The 15,500-nt window shown below is 48.0% G+C and carries 15 protein-coding genes and 1 other annotated feature; of the genes, 13 read left to right on the top strand and 2 right to left on the bottom strand.

The genetic code is table 11. The annotated features are described in order from the left end of the window. Positions 1-2: 2 nt before the first annotated feature. The 4 genes from tsaB (at position 3) to FS628_RS07735 (ending at position 5,201) form a co-directional block, all read left to right on the top strand. Entirely contained in the window at positions 3-851 is an 849-nt protein-coding gene (gene tsaB / locus FS628_RS07750; RefSeq protein WP_145320530.1) for a tRNA (adenosine(37)-N6)-threonylcarbamoyltransferase complex dimerization subunit type 1 TsaB, read from the top strand. Positions 852-1,051: 200 nt separating this feature from the next. Next, on the top strand, positions 1,052-1,573 hold the full coding sequence (gene rimI, locus FS628_RS07745) for a ribosomal protein S18-alanine N-acetyltransferase (protein WP_145320528.1): 522 nt from the start codon (positions 1,052-1,054) through the stop codon (positions 1,571-1,573). Then, positions 1,570-2,625, top strand: coding sequence for a tRNA (adenosine(37)-N6)-threonylcarbamoyltransferase complex transferase subunit TsaD (gene tsaD, locus FS628_RS07740; RefSeq protein WP_145320526.1), 1,056 nt, complete (start codon positions 1,570-1,572; stop codon positions 2,623-2,625). The genes rimI and tsaD overlap by 4 nt, the downstream gene beginning before the upstream one ends. A 513-nt stretch (positions 2,626-3,138) precedes the next feature. Continuing rightward, positions 3,139-3,478: a binding site (T-box leader), on the top strand. Positions 3,479-3,641: 163 nt separating this feature from the next. Then, positions 3,642-5,201 carry a 2-isopropylmalate synthase gene (locus tag FS628_RS07735; protein WP_145320525.1) on the top strand — a complete coding sequence of 520 codons (1,560 nt, stop codon included), beginning with the start codon at positions 3,642-3,644 and terminating at the stop codon, positions 5,199-5,201. 635 nt (positions 5,202-5,836) lie between these two features. Here the strand turns inward: FS628_RS07735 and FS628_RS07730 are convergent. Beyond that, on the bottom strand, positions 5,837-7,795 hold the full coding sequence (locus tag FS628_RS07730; protein WP_145320523.1) for an ABC-F family ATP-binding cassette domain-containing protein: 1,959 nt from the start codon (positions 7,793-7,795) through the stop codon (positions 5,837-5,839). Positions 7,796-8,074: 279 nt separating this feature from the next. On the opposite strand from FS628_RS07730, the gene FS628_RS07725 reads away from it, so the two are divergent. The 9 genes from FS628_RS07725 (at position 8,075) to FS628_RS07685 (ending at position 14,431) form a co-directional block, all read left to right on the top strand. Beyond that, complete coding sequence (locus FS628_RS07725; protein WP_145320521.1) at positions 8,075-8,713, top strand: 5-formyltetrahydrofolate cyclo-ligase; 639 nt, start codon at positions 8,075-8,077, stop codon at positions 8,711-8,713. A 15-nt stretch (positions 8,714-8,728) separates the two neighbouring features. Beyond that, positions 8,729-9,232 (top strand): cyclic pyranopterin monophosphate synthase MoaC, encoded by a 504-nt coding sequence (gene moaC / locus FS628_RS07720; RefSeq protein WP_313958541.1) that lies wholly within the window; start codon positions 8,729-8,731, stop codon positions 9,230-9,232. 37 nt (positions 9,233-9,269) lie between these two features. After that, positions 9,270-9,755 (top strand): MogA/MoaB family molybdenum cofactor biosynthesis protein, encoded by a 486-nt coding sequence (locus FS628_RS07715; protein ID WP_017690080.1) that lies wholly within the window; start codon positions 9,270-9,272, stop codon positions 9,753-9,755. A 208-nt stretch (positions 9,756-9,963) separates the two neighbouring features. Further along, the gene (gene tatA / locus FS628_RS07710) at positions 9,964-10,212 is read left to right on the top strand and encodes a twin-arginine translocase TatA/TatE family subunit (RefSeq protein ID WP_145320519.1); all 249 of its coding nucleotides are present in this window, start codon (positions 9,964-9,966) and stop codon (positions 10,210-10,212) included. A 78-nt stretch (positions 10,213-10,290) separates the two neighbouring features. Beyond that, positions 10,291-11,073 (top strand): twin-arginine translocase subunit TatC, encoded by a 783-nt coding sequence (tatC, locus tag FS628_RS07705; protein ID WP_145320517.1) that lies wholly within the window; start codon positions 10,291-10,293, stop codon positions 11,071-11,073. A 473-nt stretch (positions 11,074-11,546) separates the two neighbouring features. After that, on the top strand, positions 11,547-11,828 hold the full coding sequence (gene groES / locus FS628_RS07700; RefSeq protein WP_017690077.1) for a co-chaperone GroES: 282 nt from the start codon (positions 11,547-11,549) through the stop codon (positions 11,826-11,828). 73 nt (positions 11,829-11,901) lie between these two features. Next, positions 11,902-13,536 carry a chaperonin GroEL gene (gene groL / locus FS628_RS07695; RefSeq protein ID WP_145320515.1) on the top strand — a complete coding sequence of 545 codons (1,635 nt, stop codon included), beginning with the start codon at positions 11,902-11,904 and terminating at the stop codon, positions 13,534-13,536. Positions 13,537-13,718: 182 nt separating this feature from the next. Then, positions 13,719-13,955: a hypothetical protein gene (locus FS628_RS07690; protein ID WP_145320513.1), complete on the top strand. Its 237-nt coding sequence runs from the start codon at positions 13,719-13,721 to the stop codon at positions 13,953-13,955. 128 nt (positions 13,956-14,083) lie between these two features. Further along, on the top strand, positions 14,084-14,431 hold the full coding sequence (locus tag FS628_RS07685; RefSeq protein ID WP_145320511.1) for a hypothetical protein: 348 nt from the start codon (positions 14,084-14,086) through the stop codon (positions 14,429-14,431). A 271-nt stretch (positions 14,432-14,702) separates the two neighbouring features. On the opposite strand, the gene FS628_RS07680 is transcribed toward FS628_RS07685, so the two are convergent. Next, on the bottom strand, positions 14,703-15,389 hold the full coding sequence (locus tag FS628_RS07680; RefSeq protein WP_145320509.1) for a hypothetical protein: 687 nt from the start codon (positions 15,387-15,389) through the stop codon (positions 14,703-14,705). Between the last annotated feature and the right edge of the window lie 111 nt (positions 15,390-15,500).

Here is a 15,500-nt window from a genome sequence, read left to right as displayed (position 1 = left end):
TGATGGAAGATTTACAAAAAGAGCCGCGTCAGCGGTTTTTGGCGTTGGATACGTCCACCGCAGTGATGGCAGCTGCGATGATGGAGGATCATGCGCTTCTGGAAGAACGCAATGAACGGGCCGAGCGTAACCATTCGGTACACGTTGTACCGGTGATGGAGCAGCTGCTGGCCGCCAGCAGCACACAGCCAGGTCAGCTGGACGGCATTGCTGTCGGCATCGGCCCAGGCTCGTACACGGGCATCCGCATTGCGGTGACCGCGGCGAAGACGCTTGCCTGGGCGTGGGACATCCCCGTAGCCGGGGTGTCCAGCCTTCAGGCCATCGCCTGGGGCGGCTGGCACAGCGGCCTCGCTGCCAAGGCGGAAGCTGCGGCAGAGGATGCCGCAGCAGGGGCTGGCGGAACGCCATCCGCGGACCAGGGCAGCACAGGTGCTACCCCTGTCCACTGGATCGTTCCGCTCGTGGATGCACGGCGCGGTCAAGCATATACCGCGCTGTTTGCCTCCGCCGGGAGCGATGCTCCCCGGCGTCTGGCGCCTGATGCCATCCGCAAGATGGACGGATGGCTGGAAGCCCTCGCCGCCCGCATGGCGGAGGCGGCGCCGGAAGAGCGGCCCGCAGCCGTCTGGATCGTCGGCGAGACGGGCCCGCATGCTGCGGCAGCGGCGGAGCTTCGCTGCCCCGCAGGAACGGCGCTCCAGCTCGTACCTTATGAGCTGGAAGGCCGCTGGGTTGGGCGCCTTGGCGCCGCCGCGCTGCTTGCAGGTCAGCGTGATGACGTGCATGCGCTGGTGCCGAACTACACCCAGCTGTCTGAAGCGGAAGCCAATCTGCTGCGCAAAGACTAAAAGAGGTTGTTCAAAAAGTCCGCTTTTGATTACGAAGGATGCCTGGTGGCATCATCAGCATCGAATATGGAATTCAGCCGAAATGTCCGTTGCTCACGTAGTTTTCCCTACGCTCCGCTACTCCATTTCTAGCTTCATCCCATCTTCTCGGTACTGAAAATCGGTCTTTTTGAACACGCATTAAAGGGGAGGGGAAGCAGATGGACAACGTGGCGAATAACAAGCAGGAAGCAGCGCTTCAGTTCAGGTTCATGACACTCGCGGATATTCCCGATGTGATGGAGATTGAACATGAAGCCTTCACCCTGCCCTGGACGGAAGAAGCATTTCAAAATGAGTTGACACATAATCATTTTGCTAAATATATGGTGATGGAATTGGAAGGCAAGGCCATTGGTTATGCCGGAATGTGGACGATTATGGATGAAGCCCACATTACCAATATTGCAGTCAGGGGAGCTTACCGTGGACGCAAGCTTGGTGAAAAGTTACTGGACGAAATCATGAGTACAGCAGCTTATCTCGGCATGGAACGAATGACGCTGGAGGTCAGAGTCTCGAACATCATTGCCCAGCGTTTGTATCAGAAAAAAGGGTTTGAATCGGCGGGTCTTCGTAAAGGGTATTACTCCGATAATGGGGAAGATGCGATGATTATGTGGGCGAACTTGCCACCTGCAGGCCGGAGCGGCGAAGAGGAAGGAAGCGTACTGGATTCATGAACGAACTCAACGAAAAAATAAATTCTGCACCATCCTATATTTTGGCGGTGGAGACAAGCTGTGATGAAACATCGGTAGCTGTAGTTAAGGATGGGCGGGAAGTGCTGTCCAATCTGATCTCAAGTCAGATCGAGACCCATAAGGCATTCGGCGGCGTTGTACCTGAAGTGGCTTCACGCAAGCATGTTGAAGTCATTACACTGATGCTGGAACAGGCTATTGAGCAGTCTGGCATTCGTCCGCGTGATCTAAGTGCAATTGCCGTAACACAGGGGCCTGGGCTGGTCGGAGCACTGCTGGTGGGTATCGTTGCGGCCAAAACGATGGCGATGGCCCTGGGCAAACCGCTCATTGGTACACATCATATTGCCGGGCATATCTATGCCAACCGACTTACCCATGAACTGCAATATCCGGCGATGGCACTGGTCGTGTCAGGTGGACACACGGAACTCGTGCATATGGAATCCGAGGGTAAGTTCAAACTGATTGGTCGTACACGAGATGATGCTGTAGGCGAAGCGTATGACAAAGTAGCGCGTGCATTGGGCTGTCCATATCCGGGAGGTCCGCATGTGGACCGGATGGCGTCGGAAGCGGAGAATGTGGTGCCATTACCACGGGTATGGCTGGAAGCGGGTTCGTACGATTTTAGTCTCAGTGGTCTGAAGTCTGCTGTACTGAATGCGCTCAATCAGGCTAAAATGCGCGGCGAAACATTAGAGCCATCTGCGGTTGCACGTGGTTTTCAGGAAGCTGTCGTTGAAGTATTGGTGGAAAAAGCCGTGAGAGCAGTTCGTGAGTATGGTTCACGTCAACTGTTATTATGCGGTGGTGTAGCAGCTAATCGGGGATTGCGCTCGGCATTACAGGAGCGGTGCACGAAGGAAGGGCTTGAACTGTTAATCCCGCCAATGGAATATTGTACGGATAATGCGGCCATGATTGGAGCTGCTGCTTATCTGAAATGGCAGCGGGGAGAAATCTCGGAATTTGATGCCAAAGCAGATCCGGGACTTTCCCTGGAGGAATGGTCCGTTAAGTCCATATAAACAGGCAGTTTGAGATTAAGAGTTGACAGCTTGGATGTGAAGAATGTATATTAGTTACAAATTTAAACAGGAATTCAGATTCCTGAACTGATAAACGCAATGAACAGGAACAGTAAGGTCATTCCCGGTCTTAGAGAGCTGCGGTGTGGTGCAACGCAGTCGAAGGAAACCTGAAACTCACCTGGAAGCGGAACGATGGAACACGGTGACTCCCCGGGAGAATCCGAAGGCCGATCATGGCCCAAAGTACATGGTTACGGGTTGCCTCCGTGAATGGGCCTTTGTCGGTAGGACTGTTATTACAAGGATTGACCGACAATAACTGAGGGGGCTTTCAGGCTGCTTCAAGTGGATCCGGATGTGCGAAAGCATTCAGGGGTCTCTTGAATGAACAGGAAGAAAGTCAACAAGAGTGGTACCGCGAAGGTGAACAGCCTGTCGTCTCTTGCATTATTGCATGAGGTGGCAGGCTTTTTTGATATCTAAAAGGCTGAAGAAAGTTAGGTTCATAACATAAATGTGATGAACGGGAGCAGTAGAACGATAAAGCGCTCAGAGAGCTGCGGGGTGGTGCGACGCAGTGGCTGGAATCATTCGAATCTCGCCCGGGAACAGGGTTGTGGAAGCATGGGGACGATATTACTCGTCCAGTTGTTCTAATGGACAACGTCATGTGATTACATAGCAACGGTTAACCCCCGTTATAGGGTGTTTCTCCGAATTCCAGTGGTGTTGTGCTTGCAACACAATCCAGCGGATCTCGGAGACGACGAGGTGGATGGAGTCCGGCGCAAGCCTGGCACATCAAGCGAGAGTGGTACCGCGGAGGGGATAATAACCCGCCGTCTCTTATATGAGATGGCGGGTTATTTGTGTTTGCTGCCAGCAGCAGGGTGGGCAATGGAATGAACCATATGGAGCTTAAAAAGTCAGAAGGTCAGGGTGTAAGTCGACGTACACTCTGTTGTAATGAGGAACAGGATGAACATTTTACAATTTGATGGAGGTTGATGAATATGACAACGACTAATAATAAACGCATGATTGAAATTTTTGATACAACGCTGCGTGATGGAGAACAGGCACCGGGAGCAAGTCTGCAACCTGAGCAAAAGATCGAACTGGCTCACCAACTGGCTTCTCTGGGTATCGACGTCATTGAGCCTGGATTCCCGATCTCTAGTCCGGGTGAGTTCGCGGCGGTTCAGGCGATTTCGAGACAATTGCAGAATGTGGAGATCTGTGGATTCGCACGTGCAGTCAAAGGCGATATTGATGCAGCGGTTCAAGCAACAGCGGATGCAGAACGGCGCCGAATTCACCTGTTTATCTCTTCTTCGGATATTCATATTGAGCATCAGCTGCGTCGTCCGCGCAGTGAAGTGGTGGCTACGGCCCGTGAGATGGTGTCTTATGCACGACAGTTCACGGACATTGTAGAGTTCACCGCGATGGATGCGGCTCGGACGAAGATGGATGATCTGATCGAGATGGTCGAAGTAGCGATTGAAGCAGGGGCAAGCATTATCAATCTGCCGGATACCGTGGGTTATGCTCTGCCACATGAGTATGGAGAGATGTTCCGCCGTGTACGTGAGGGTGCAAGAGGCGGCGATCAGGTTCGCTATAGTGCCCACTGTCATAATGATCTGGGCCTGGCCGTAGCGAATAGCCTAGCTGCCATTGCCAATGGTGCTTCGCAGATTGAAGTGACCATTAATGGTATCGGAGAGCGGACAGGGAACTGTGCGCTGGAAGAACTGATCATGGCGCTGGAGACTCGGGGAGATGCGATTGGGGCGACATCCAACATTAAGCTGAACCAACTGTATGAGACCTCTCGTCAGATCAGTCGGGCAATGCACTTTCCGATTGCTTACAACAAGCCTGTGGTGGGGCGTAATGCATTCCAGCATGAATCCGGCATCCATCAGGATGGTCTGTTGAAGAATCGGAACACCTATGAGATTATGGACCCGGAAGCGCTGGGGATTCCGCGCAGCATGATTATTCTGGGCAAACACTCTGGTCGTCATGCCCTGAAGGATCGGGTTCGCAAATACGGTTTTGAGCCGGATGAGCAACAGATGGAGCAATTGTATGAGGTGTTCAAAGAAACCGCAGACCAGCAAAAAGTGGTCAGTGACGACCAGTTATTGCAGATGGTTAGCCAGACCATGAATATTCCTGCACAGGATTACGAGCTGGTTGAATTGCAGGTGACCGCAGGCAGCATGACGGATCGAATGGCCGCCGTTCGCATTCGCACAAGCGCTGGAGAACAGTCTTACTCTGCCGTTGGCGGGGGCCCGGTGGATGCGACCATTCGTGCGATTGGTCAGAGCATTTCCGATGATATTGCATTTGTTGATATGGAGATGCATGCCTTGAGTGGTGGAGAGGGTGCAAGCGCAGAGGCGGTAGTTACTGTGGAACGTGCAGGACGTGAGTTCCGTGGAACGGCAACACATAATGATATCGTCATGGCTGCCGGACTTGCTTATGTAGCGGCTTGTAATGCTGCCGGGCTGAAAGCTGAGTCTTCCGAACATCATGAAAAAGAAGCACATGCGTAAAACATCTTTGCCAGATCGCATTTGCATCAGCAATAGCAGCAATCGTGATTCGATGTAAATATGCATGGCATATAGTAAATAAATGACGGGCAGGCCTTGGACGACAGGGTCTGCTTTTGTCTTTTTATGGAGGAACAATGAGGAGGGGCTGAATGCGTTTGTCAAGGTGTGATTATAGTTATCCACATATCCAGTGTGAATTGTGGGTAACTACCGCAAAGTCAAACCAGTAATGTTTTCGAAACGAAAAGGGTTTAGGGGATAGAATGGTACCCTGCTATCCACAAAGTTGTGGATAACGTGGATAACTTGGTGGATAAATATGGTTTTTGTGTGTAAAAGGCTATTCTACCGCTGTATAATTAAGCTTATTAATGTGCTTGCTATCTTGCTTTGCTGTGGATAAATGTGGAGGGGAAACCTATAAAAATATTTTACGTCATTCGAGTGAATTTGACAAATTCCAAAACGAGTTACCTGATGCACCCTGTATGAGTGTCCATTCCTAATGAACATAAGGAACATAGCAATTAATATATTCTTTCAATGTCAACAAAAAAGCTGATCCCAAAAAGGAATCAGCTGGTGGTATGGCTATGCTTGTCAGAACAGACTCAACCATGGCTTAGCCTGTACTACTCCATGGCTAGTTCTTCCCATTCTTCGTACGCCTTGGTGAGCTGTGTCTTGTGTTCCTCCGACTGTTGCTGGAGTTCTTGCAGCTTCATATAATCCTGATAGATTTCAGGCAGGGCCATCTGTGCCTCAAGTTCTGTAATTTTCGTTTCCAGCTCTGCAATCTGTTGTTCCAGAGCTTCCTGCTTGCGCTGCCGGTTACGCTCTTCACGCTTCGCCTGTTTTTCTGCTTCGAATGAAGCCGCTCCGGATTTTTCGGTTGTGGCTGTACTTGAATCCGATTTGGGTGAATTCTTGGACGAAGCCTGGCGTGCTTCGGCAGCTTCACGTGCAATGTCCTCAAGTTCCTGTTTTTTCTCCACATAATCATCATAATTACCGAGATAGTGTTCCGTGCCGCCTGGATGAAGCTCGACAATGCGTTCAGCCATTTTGTTGAGGAAGTACCGGTCATGGGAGATGAACAGCAGGGTGCCTTCATAATCCATTAATGCCGCTTCCAGCACTTCTTTGGCAAACAGGTCGAGATGGTTCGTAGGCTCATCCAGGATGAGCATGTTGGCTTCCTTCAGCATCAGCTTGGAGAGAGAGACACGTGCTTTCTCGCCGCCGCTGAGGGAGGAAATCTTCTTGAGCACATCGTCACCGCTAAATAAAAAGTTCCCCAGTACGGTCCGAATGCGTGCTTCTTCCATCCCAGGGTAGGCACTCCACAGCTCTTCGAGAACCGTATTGGAAGGATTGAGCCCAGTCTGTTCCTGATCATAATAGCCAATCTGCACTTTTGTTCCCCATTGGATCTCCCCGGTTACCGGACGTAAACTTCCGGTGAGGCACTTCAGCATGGTGGATTTACCAATACCGTTTGGACCAATTAGAGCAACCGTTTCCCCGCGCCGCAGATCGAAGGATACATTGCGGAACAATGGAGAGGCCTCGTCATAAGCGACAGACAGCTGATCCACACGGAGTACTTCCTTGCCGGACATAACGGCTGTTTCGAAGGAAAAGTGGGCTTTTTTCAAATCTCCCATCGGTTTATCAAGTCGCTCCATTTTGTCGAGGGCTTTACGACGGCTTTGCGCCCGTTTGGTCGTCGAAGCTCGTACGATGTTTTTCTGAACAAAATCTTCCATCTTGGAGATTTCGCCTTGCTGTTTCTCATATTGCTTCATCTGAGTTTCATACTCGGCAGCTTTGAGTTCCATATAACGGCTGTAATTGCCGGTATATTTTTTGGAGCGGTGCCGTTCGATCTCGACGATGGTCGTTACGAGCCGATCAAGGAAGTACCGGTCATGAGATACCACGAGCAGTGCGCCTGAATACCCTCTTAGATAATCTTCAAGCCATGTAAGAGTGGCAATATCGAGATAGTTGGTAGGCTCGTCCAGCATGAGCAGATCAGGTGCCTGAAGCAAAATACGAGCAAGCGCAAGGCGTGTCTTCTGCCCGCCACTCAGGGTAGCAATGGGGGTGTCTGGCGAGAATTCGCCGAATCCCATTCCGTGCAGGACGCTGCGAATGCGAGTTTCCATCTCGTAACCGCCGTGGTCCTTGAACCAGTCGGAGCGTTTCGCATAACGTTCCAACAGGTCCGCATATTTTTTCTCGTCTTCCATTAGGGCAGGGTCGGCAATGTCGCGTTCCATCTGACGAAGGTCTGCTTCAGCCTGTGTCAGGTGAGCGAATACATTCATCATTTCTTCCCAGATGCTGCGGTCGGACTGCAGTCCGCTGTTCTGAGCCAGGTAACCGAGCGTCGTTTCTTTGGATTTGAAAATCTGTCCTCCGTCATAGGACATTTCCCCTGCCACAATTTTGAGCAAAGTGGATTTTCCTGCACCGTTTACACCAACGAGGCCGATGCGCTCGCGTTCTAATATTTGTAAGTTCACGCCGTCCAGGATTGGATCGACACCAAAACGTTTGATAATTCCGGATACTTGCAGCAGCATAAAATTAAGTTCCTCCATAGGTCCAGTTCTTGATTTGACAACTACATCTCAGTTTACATGAAATACAGAGCAATTGCACCGATTGGGAACGCATGGGGCATGTAGTCTTTTTGATCAATCAATGATAAACTGAAAGAAGGCATGTTATTACATGAGGATTTTGCAGAAAATGAATCATTTAACCATTTCAACAAGATGACACCTGGTCATAACATATACATTGTTTTTCAATGAAAGCTTTTTTCTACCTTCCCTATCAACAGGAGGTTATTCAAGGATATGCAGGATCATGCGGAACTGAAAAGCCAGCTTCGATCCAGACTGAGACAGAGCCGTGATCTGATGGATGCGAGTATGCATCAGCAGGCGATGACTAAGATTAATGCCGGAATGAAGCGGGAACTGGAGCGCCTTAGACAGGCCAAAGGCAAGGACGTGAACAGACCACTCGTCATATTCAGTTATTTGTCCTATGGAAGCGAGGCATCCACAGCTGTTCTGTTTCAAGAAGGCTGGAATCATGGAGATGTGATGTTAGCACCGAAAGTTTTGGCGAATCCACCTCGAATGGAACTGCGGCAAGTAACCGGGGAACAGGATCTGGAGCCAGGCATATGGGGGATACCGGAACCCAAAGATTCCTGTGAAGTTCTGTCAGCTGAAGATTGGCCGGATATCGATCTCGTATTGGTACCGGGACTTGGTTATGACATTCATGGTGGACGCATTGGCTATGGTGGCGGTTATTATGATCGTTTTGCCGAGACGCTTGCAGCACAATGTGCGATGACGGAAAGGAAACCGTTGATGGCTGCGATGGTATTACCGGGTCAGCTACAGGATGAGATTCCGATGGACCTGCTCGATCTGCGGATTGATCTGTTGATAACAACCGAAGGTATATTACATATCGAATAAAGGGTTGTGATGTGATTGAGTTCAGAAGCGAACAACGGCCAGCCTTCCCGTGGCAAACTGACCCACTTTAATGAACAGGGACGGGCCCGAATGGTTGATATTTCGGGTAAGGAAATTACTGTGCGTACGGCTGTGGCTGTAACGAAAGTGACGATGAACCCGGATACGCTGGAAGCGATTCGGGAGGGCCGGATCGGCAAGGGTGACGTTCTGGCTGTGGCTCAGATTGCCGGAATTCAAGGCGCGAAGAAAACGTCGGACTGGATTCCAATGTGCCATCCTTTGTCATTGACGGGTGTGGATATTCGTTTTCATGATAACGGAGTGGATGAATTACACATTGAAGTCACTGTCAAAACCGAAGGCAAAACGGGTGTTGAGATGGAGGCACTCACGGCGGCTTCGGCTGCAGCACTGACGGTCTATGATATGTGCAAGGCGATGCAAAAAGATATGATTATCGGTCCAACCATGCTGAATTCCAAAAGTGGTGGCAAAAACGGCGATTACAGCCGATAAGCAATATTTATTTTCATAGAGGAGAAGGGTGATCTTTATGGTGTGGAGAACAGCAATCCTGACAGCCAGCGACAAAGGAGCCCGCGGGGAACGTGAGGATACCAGTGCACAAGTCATTCGGGAACTGGTGGAAGAAGAGCTGGGTGGTCAAATCGTGGAGTACCGCATCGTTCCGGATGAACCCGATGAGATTATTGCAGCTTTGATTGAGATGACGGATTATTTTCACGCCGATCTGGTGTTGACTACAGGTGGCACGGAGCTTGCCATTCGTGATATTACTCCGGAGGCGACCCGGCGCGTGATTGAACGGGAAGTTCCCGGGATGGCAGAGGCCATGCGATATAGTGTAATGAGCAAAAACCGTTCTGCAATGCTGTTCCGTGGTGTATGCGGTATTCGTGGACGGACATTGATCGTCAATCTGCCGGGTACACCGAAGGGTGTACATGAACATCTGGCTGCCATTATGGATCAGCTTCCAGAAGCGTTGCTGATGGTGACGGGTCAGTTCAAGCAATAAGCGGGTACGGACTCTCGGGCCTGATATCCGATAAGACTTAAACCGTTGTTGTTTGTTAAGGTGATATCTCTTATTTGTGAATATTACGGGTTATGTAAGTGGTTACATCTGTGGTATGATGGGCTTAAATTAAGAACGCAGCAGAGACATCTATGAACATATAGCCGAATATGCGCATCTTTGAAGCTTGAGACGAGGAGGAATATCAATGTTAAGTTCCATTGGACCAACGGGTTTTATTTTGCTGGCCGTGATTGCATTGTTGTTGTTTGGACCCAACAAACTTCCGGAACTGGGACGTGCAGTTGGGCGTACCTTCCGTGAATTCAAAGAGGGCGCTCGCGATATTATCTCTGATGATGACTCGTCCAATCGCAAAGAGCAGGAGAAGGCAAAACCGCTGGCAGCTGAGAGCACACCTGCAGACAAGCCTGCTGATAAACGCCTGCCGGAATAATCTTGACGGCAATGAAAGAGAAATCCCTTCCTGCCGGAAGGGTTTTGTATTTTAAGCTGGCAATAATGGGGGGCAGGCATGACGCAGCAAATGGAAGAAATGTCGATTACGGAACATCTGAGCGAGCTGCGGAAGCGGCTGATTTATGTACTAAGCATTTTTGTGCTGGGGCTGATTGCAGGATTTTTTGTGGCGGACCCGGTATACCAATATCTGACCAAGGCAGAGTCGGCAAAAGGTTTTGTATTACATGCCTTCTCGTTCTGGGACGGGATTGGCATCTACATGAAGATTGCAGGGCTGTTTTCACTTATAATTACACTGCCATTTACGGTGTATCAGATCTGGAAGTTTGTTAGTCCAGGGTTAAAGCCGAGAGAGCGAAAAGCAACGCTGAAGTATGTGCCCTATGTGTTTCTCTTATTTCTGACAGGTATGGCTTTCTCGTATTATGTTATTTTTCCAATGGCACTTGCCTTCACGACAGCGATAACGGAGAAGATGGGACTTGTGGAGACTTACGGGATGAAGCAGTATTTCAGCTTCCTGTTTGGCATTGTGCTGCCTGTGTCCCTGTTATTTGAACTTCCTTTACTTATTATGTTTCTGACAGGACTGCGGATTCTGAATCCAATTCGTCTTCGCAAGATGCGCAGAGTCTCTTATTTTGTTCTGATCTTCATTGCAGTGGTTATCACACCTCCAGACTTCATATCCGATCTTCTGGTGATGATTCCCTTGCTCCTGTTATATGAGATCAGTGTGCTTCTATCCGCAGTCGTATACCGCAAGCAGCTTGCGGCCGATGAAGAGATTGAATCCCGCTACGTTCGTGCCGAGGATAAGAAGCATGTGGGCTAGAACATAAGTTGATATGAAAATGGAACAGAGGATATCTCATTCATTGCTGGTGTATGACTGGTATGTGTGTGGATGAGGATGATCTGTAATGTGCCCGGAAAAGACGGTCTGTTCTTATCCGGGCTATTGTTGTAGATTGTTCCCCTGTAAGCAAGGACAAGCAGGCATATTATGTTCAACAATGGATACAATGGGAAAGGGGCTGTCTGCTAAGCGTTGCAGAAGGGCTGAAGATTTTCGTAGAATAAGAGTAGCGAGTTGCAACATTTATCCAGGCATACCGGGTGTTATTTGGTTGTGATGATGTAAATTCAACGTAAATTCTCGCAGGAATTCGTCAAAAGGACTTGAAATCATGCTTCAAGTTGAGTATCATAAAGTTGGTTGTTAGCACTGAACACTGTCGAGTGCTAATACATATGGCTACAACCTACAAAGCAACGTTATATAATTTCAAAAGGAGGCTATTTTTCATGATCAGACCTTTAGGTGAACGCGTATTGGTAGAACCACTGGAGCAAGAGCAAACAACTTCTTTCGGGATCGTACTCCCGGACTCCGCCAAAGAAAAACCGCAAGAGGGTAGAATCATTGCAGTTGGTGCAGGAGTATTGAAAGACGGCGTACGTGTGGCTCTGGAAGTGAAAGAAGGAGATCGCGTTATTTTCTCCAAATATGCCGGTACTGAAATCAAATTCGAAGGTAAAGAATATTTGATTATGAAAGAAAGCGATATTCACGCGATTCTCGACTAATTCAAATTTAATCGGTTAACCGAACCATATAGCAGTACCATTTTCCAACAAAAACTAGGGAGGTTTTCTTAACATGGCTAAAGACATTAAATTCAGTGAAGACGCTCGTCGCTCCATGCTTCGTGGTGTGGACGCATTGGCTAATGCAGTAAAAGTAACACTTGGTCCTAAAGGTCGTAACGTGGTTCTGGAGAAAAAATTCGGAAGCCCGCTTATCACCAATGACGGTGTAACCATTGCTAAAGAAATCGAACTGGAAGATGCATTCGAGAACATGGGTGCTCAACTGGTTAAAGAAGTAGCAACCAAAACCAACGATGTTGCCGGTGACGGTACTACAACAGCAACTGTATTGGCGCAAGCGCTGATCACAGAAGGTCTGAAAAACGTTACTGCAGGCGCTAGCCCAATTGGTATCCGCAAAGGGATCGACAAAGCGGTTAAAGCTGCGGTTGCTGAATTGCAATCCATCTCCAAACCAATTGATTCCAAACAATCCATCGCACAGGTTGCAGCAATCTCTGCAGCTGACGAAGAAGTAGGCGAACTGATCGCTGAAGCTATGGAAAAAGTAGGTAAAGATGGCGTAATCACAGTAGAAGAATCCAAAGGATTCGCTACAGAGCTTGAAGTGGTTGAAGGTATGCAATTCGACCGTGGATACATCTCTCCTTACATGATTACAGATACGGACAAAATGGAAGCTGTTTTGGACAATCCGTACATCTTGATCACAGACAAAAAAATCTCCAGCACGCAAGACATCTTGCCATTGCTTGAAAAAATCGTTCAACAAGGCAAACCGCTGGTATTGATCGCTGAAGATATCGAAGGCGAAGCACTGGCTATGCTGGTTGTGAACAAATTGCGTGGTACATTCAATGCTGTAGCTGTTAAAGCTCCAGGATTCGGTGACCGTCGTAAAGCAATGCTGCAAGATATCGCTGCCCTCACTGGTGGCCAATTGATCACGGAAGAACTGGGTCTGGACCTGAAATCCGCTGTTGTGGAACAACTGGGTACAGCTCGCCAAATCCGTGTAACGAAAGAAAACACAATCATCGTTGACGGTGCTGGTAACAAATCCGATATCGATGCACGTGTTAGCCAAATCCGTACACAACTGGAAGAAACAACTTCCGAGTTCGACAAAGAGAAACTGCAAGAGCGTCTGGCTAAATTGTCCGGTGGCGTAGCAGTAATCAAAGTTGGTGCGGCTACTGAAACAGAATTGAAAGAACGCAAACTTCGCATCGAAGATGCCCTGAACGCAACTCGCGCTGCGGTTGAAGAAGGTATCGTATCCGGTGGTGGTACAGCGCTCATGAACGTATATAACGCGGTTGCAGCTGTAAGTCTGTCCGGTGACGAGCAAACAGGCGTAAACATCGTCCTGCGCGCTCTGGAAGCACCAATCCGCACAATCGCAGCTAACGCTGGCGAAGAAGGTTCCGTAATCGTGGAACGTCTGAAAAAAGAACAAACAGGAATTGGCTTCAACGCTGCAACTGGCGAGTGGGTTAACATGATCGAAGCAGGTATCGTTGACCCTGCGAAAGTAACACGTTATGCATTGCAAAACGCTGCTTCTGTAGCGGCAATGTTCCTGACTACTGAAGCAGTTATCGCTGACAAACCAGAACCTGCAGGTGCTGGTGGCGGAATGCCTGACATGGGCGGTATGGGTGGAATGGGCGGCATGATGTAATAAAGGTGTAAAAACCTTTGTAATGCCGATTAGATGAAAGGCTCCCGAGAGGGAGCCTTTTTTATATAATTAGATATAGTGCTCTAAATAGGAAGCCCTAAGATTGAAACTTTGCTTCTATGATTTCGTATGTACCGTGATACATAGAGAGCTTATCAGCAATGACTTGAGGAGGAAATGAATTGAGAAAGGGTACAAAGTGGACATTATGGATTCTGGGCCTGATGCTCGCTGCAATTTTTATTAACTTTTATATGAATCTATATAGCTTCGCTTATGCACTGATTACCGTGCTTTTACTGGCTTTTATGGGTTGGGGATTCTTAGCAAAGTTAAAGAACGACGTCCGTCAGCATGAGGATCATCATAGAAGAGAGCATCAGTCTGCGATCGATGATATCGATCAATACACAAGATAGGTCACACATGATTTAACACACGTAACGTGGCGTAGCTCTGATCTGATAATCTAGCCAATTGGTGTATCAGCCGATTATCGAGATTGATTTTTCAATTTTTGGTTATTTTATTATATCGGAGGGATTTTATGAAATTATTTAAACTGCCATTGATTCTTTGTGTTATAGTACTTTTATCTATTCTCTCAGCTTGTGGTGCGGATGATAGGCTACACGGAAAGAGCGATAACTGGGATGTTTCTCTACAGAGATCAACGGGGAACTATAGTATTACTTATATAGGTGATGAAAAGCGTATAAAGGATTTTGTGTTTGACCTTACCGGCAATAATATAAAACAACAGGGGAAAGCGCTTGAGGAACAAGGGGTACCGTTCAGTATGTCGGGAACGGTTACTGAGGCGGAGAAAACGAAAGACCCGATTACCTTTAAAATGAGTTGGAACAATCAAAGCGAGACTGTAACTTTTGAGTAACTCTCGCATGGTGGAGGTGTTCATCATTGGTTTGGTGGCAACTATTAATTGCGTGGATATGCATTATTTGTTTGATGATCACGTTTAAAGACAGGATCAGTAAATGGATGTTGTACCCTGTATCGCTTTTTTGTATCGTGGTTACTTTGATATTGGGGATCTTTAATCCCTAAAAAGAGGAGATCACAAGTAAAATTACTGAATCATTTCTATAAGTACATATCACACGTTAGGCCGTTCCTTCATGGAGCGGCCTTTTTACAATAGAGCCTCACTTTGCAACAGTTATTTCAAAAGTAGAGTGATCAGGATCCTGTACGCTGAAGCGATATTCTAATCCATTTCGAACTGTGGCCCCATTAAAATCAGGTTGATTCACATCGCGATTTAATAGACCGATATCCTGGATGACATCTTGTGCGTCGTTATACGTATACTCACTATTGGTTGTGAGAATGAGCGTGGCGATAGCAGTCAAAAAAATTCCACCCGTTGGTTTGCTCGTATCACCAGTTCCGTATAACCTGACTTCCTGTACGCTTTCGTCTGCATTCACTGCACCAACCAAGCGCAATTCGTCATTGAATACATACTCGAAAGTGCCAATACCCTGCTCGGAAGTGTCTTTCATATTTAAGTGGGTGATACTCAAACCATTCAGTCGATATTTGCCTACGGCGCCATTAAACTTGTTTTTAAATTCTTCGGTAGTCATGTGGAGGCCAGAAAGTTTAATCTGTGGGGAAGGAGTCTGATCTATTGCAGGCTGAGTAGAGTTCGAGGATAAATTCAACATGCCATACAATCCTATTGAAGCGATCGCAAAACAGGCCGTCGTTAGAAAAATATACCTGATTGGCAACCTATTGCCTTTGCGAATAGATAAGATCATTAGAACAAGAAATCCCAAGAAAGCGATAAAACCAAGAATGAAGAGAGCGGTAAACAGATATTGCAAATTCTCACCTCGTAATCAGATTCAATTCATCATTCTAGCACCCCATTTATTATAATGTTCCCTTGGAAAACTTCAAACTCAAACTACGCACCACTCAACAAAAAAGCACTG

It is taken from the genome of Paenibacillus xylanexedens (assembly GCF_007676705.1).
Classification (GTDB): Bacteria; Bacillota; Bacilli; order Paenibacillales; family Paenibacillaceae; genus Paenibacillus; species Paenibacillus xylanexedens_C.
The sequence above is the reverse complement of the archived record's forward strand: the minus strand, read 5'-3'. Positions and strand labels throughout refer to the sequence as shown.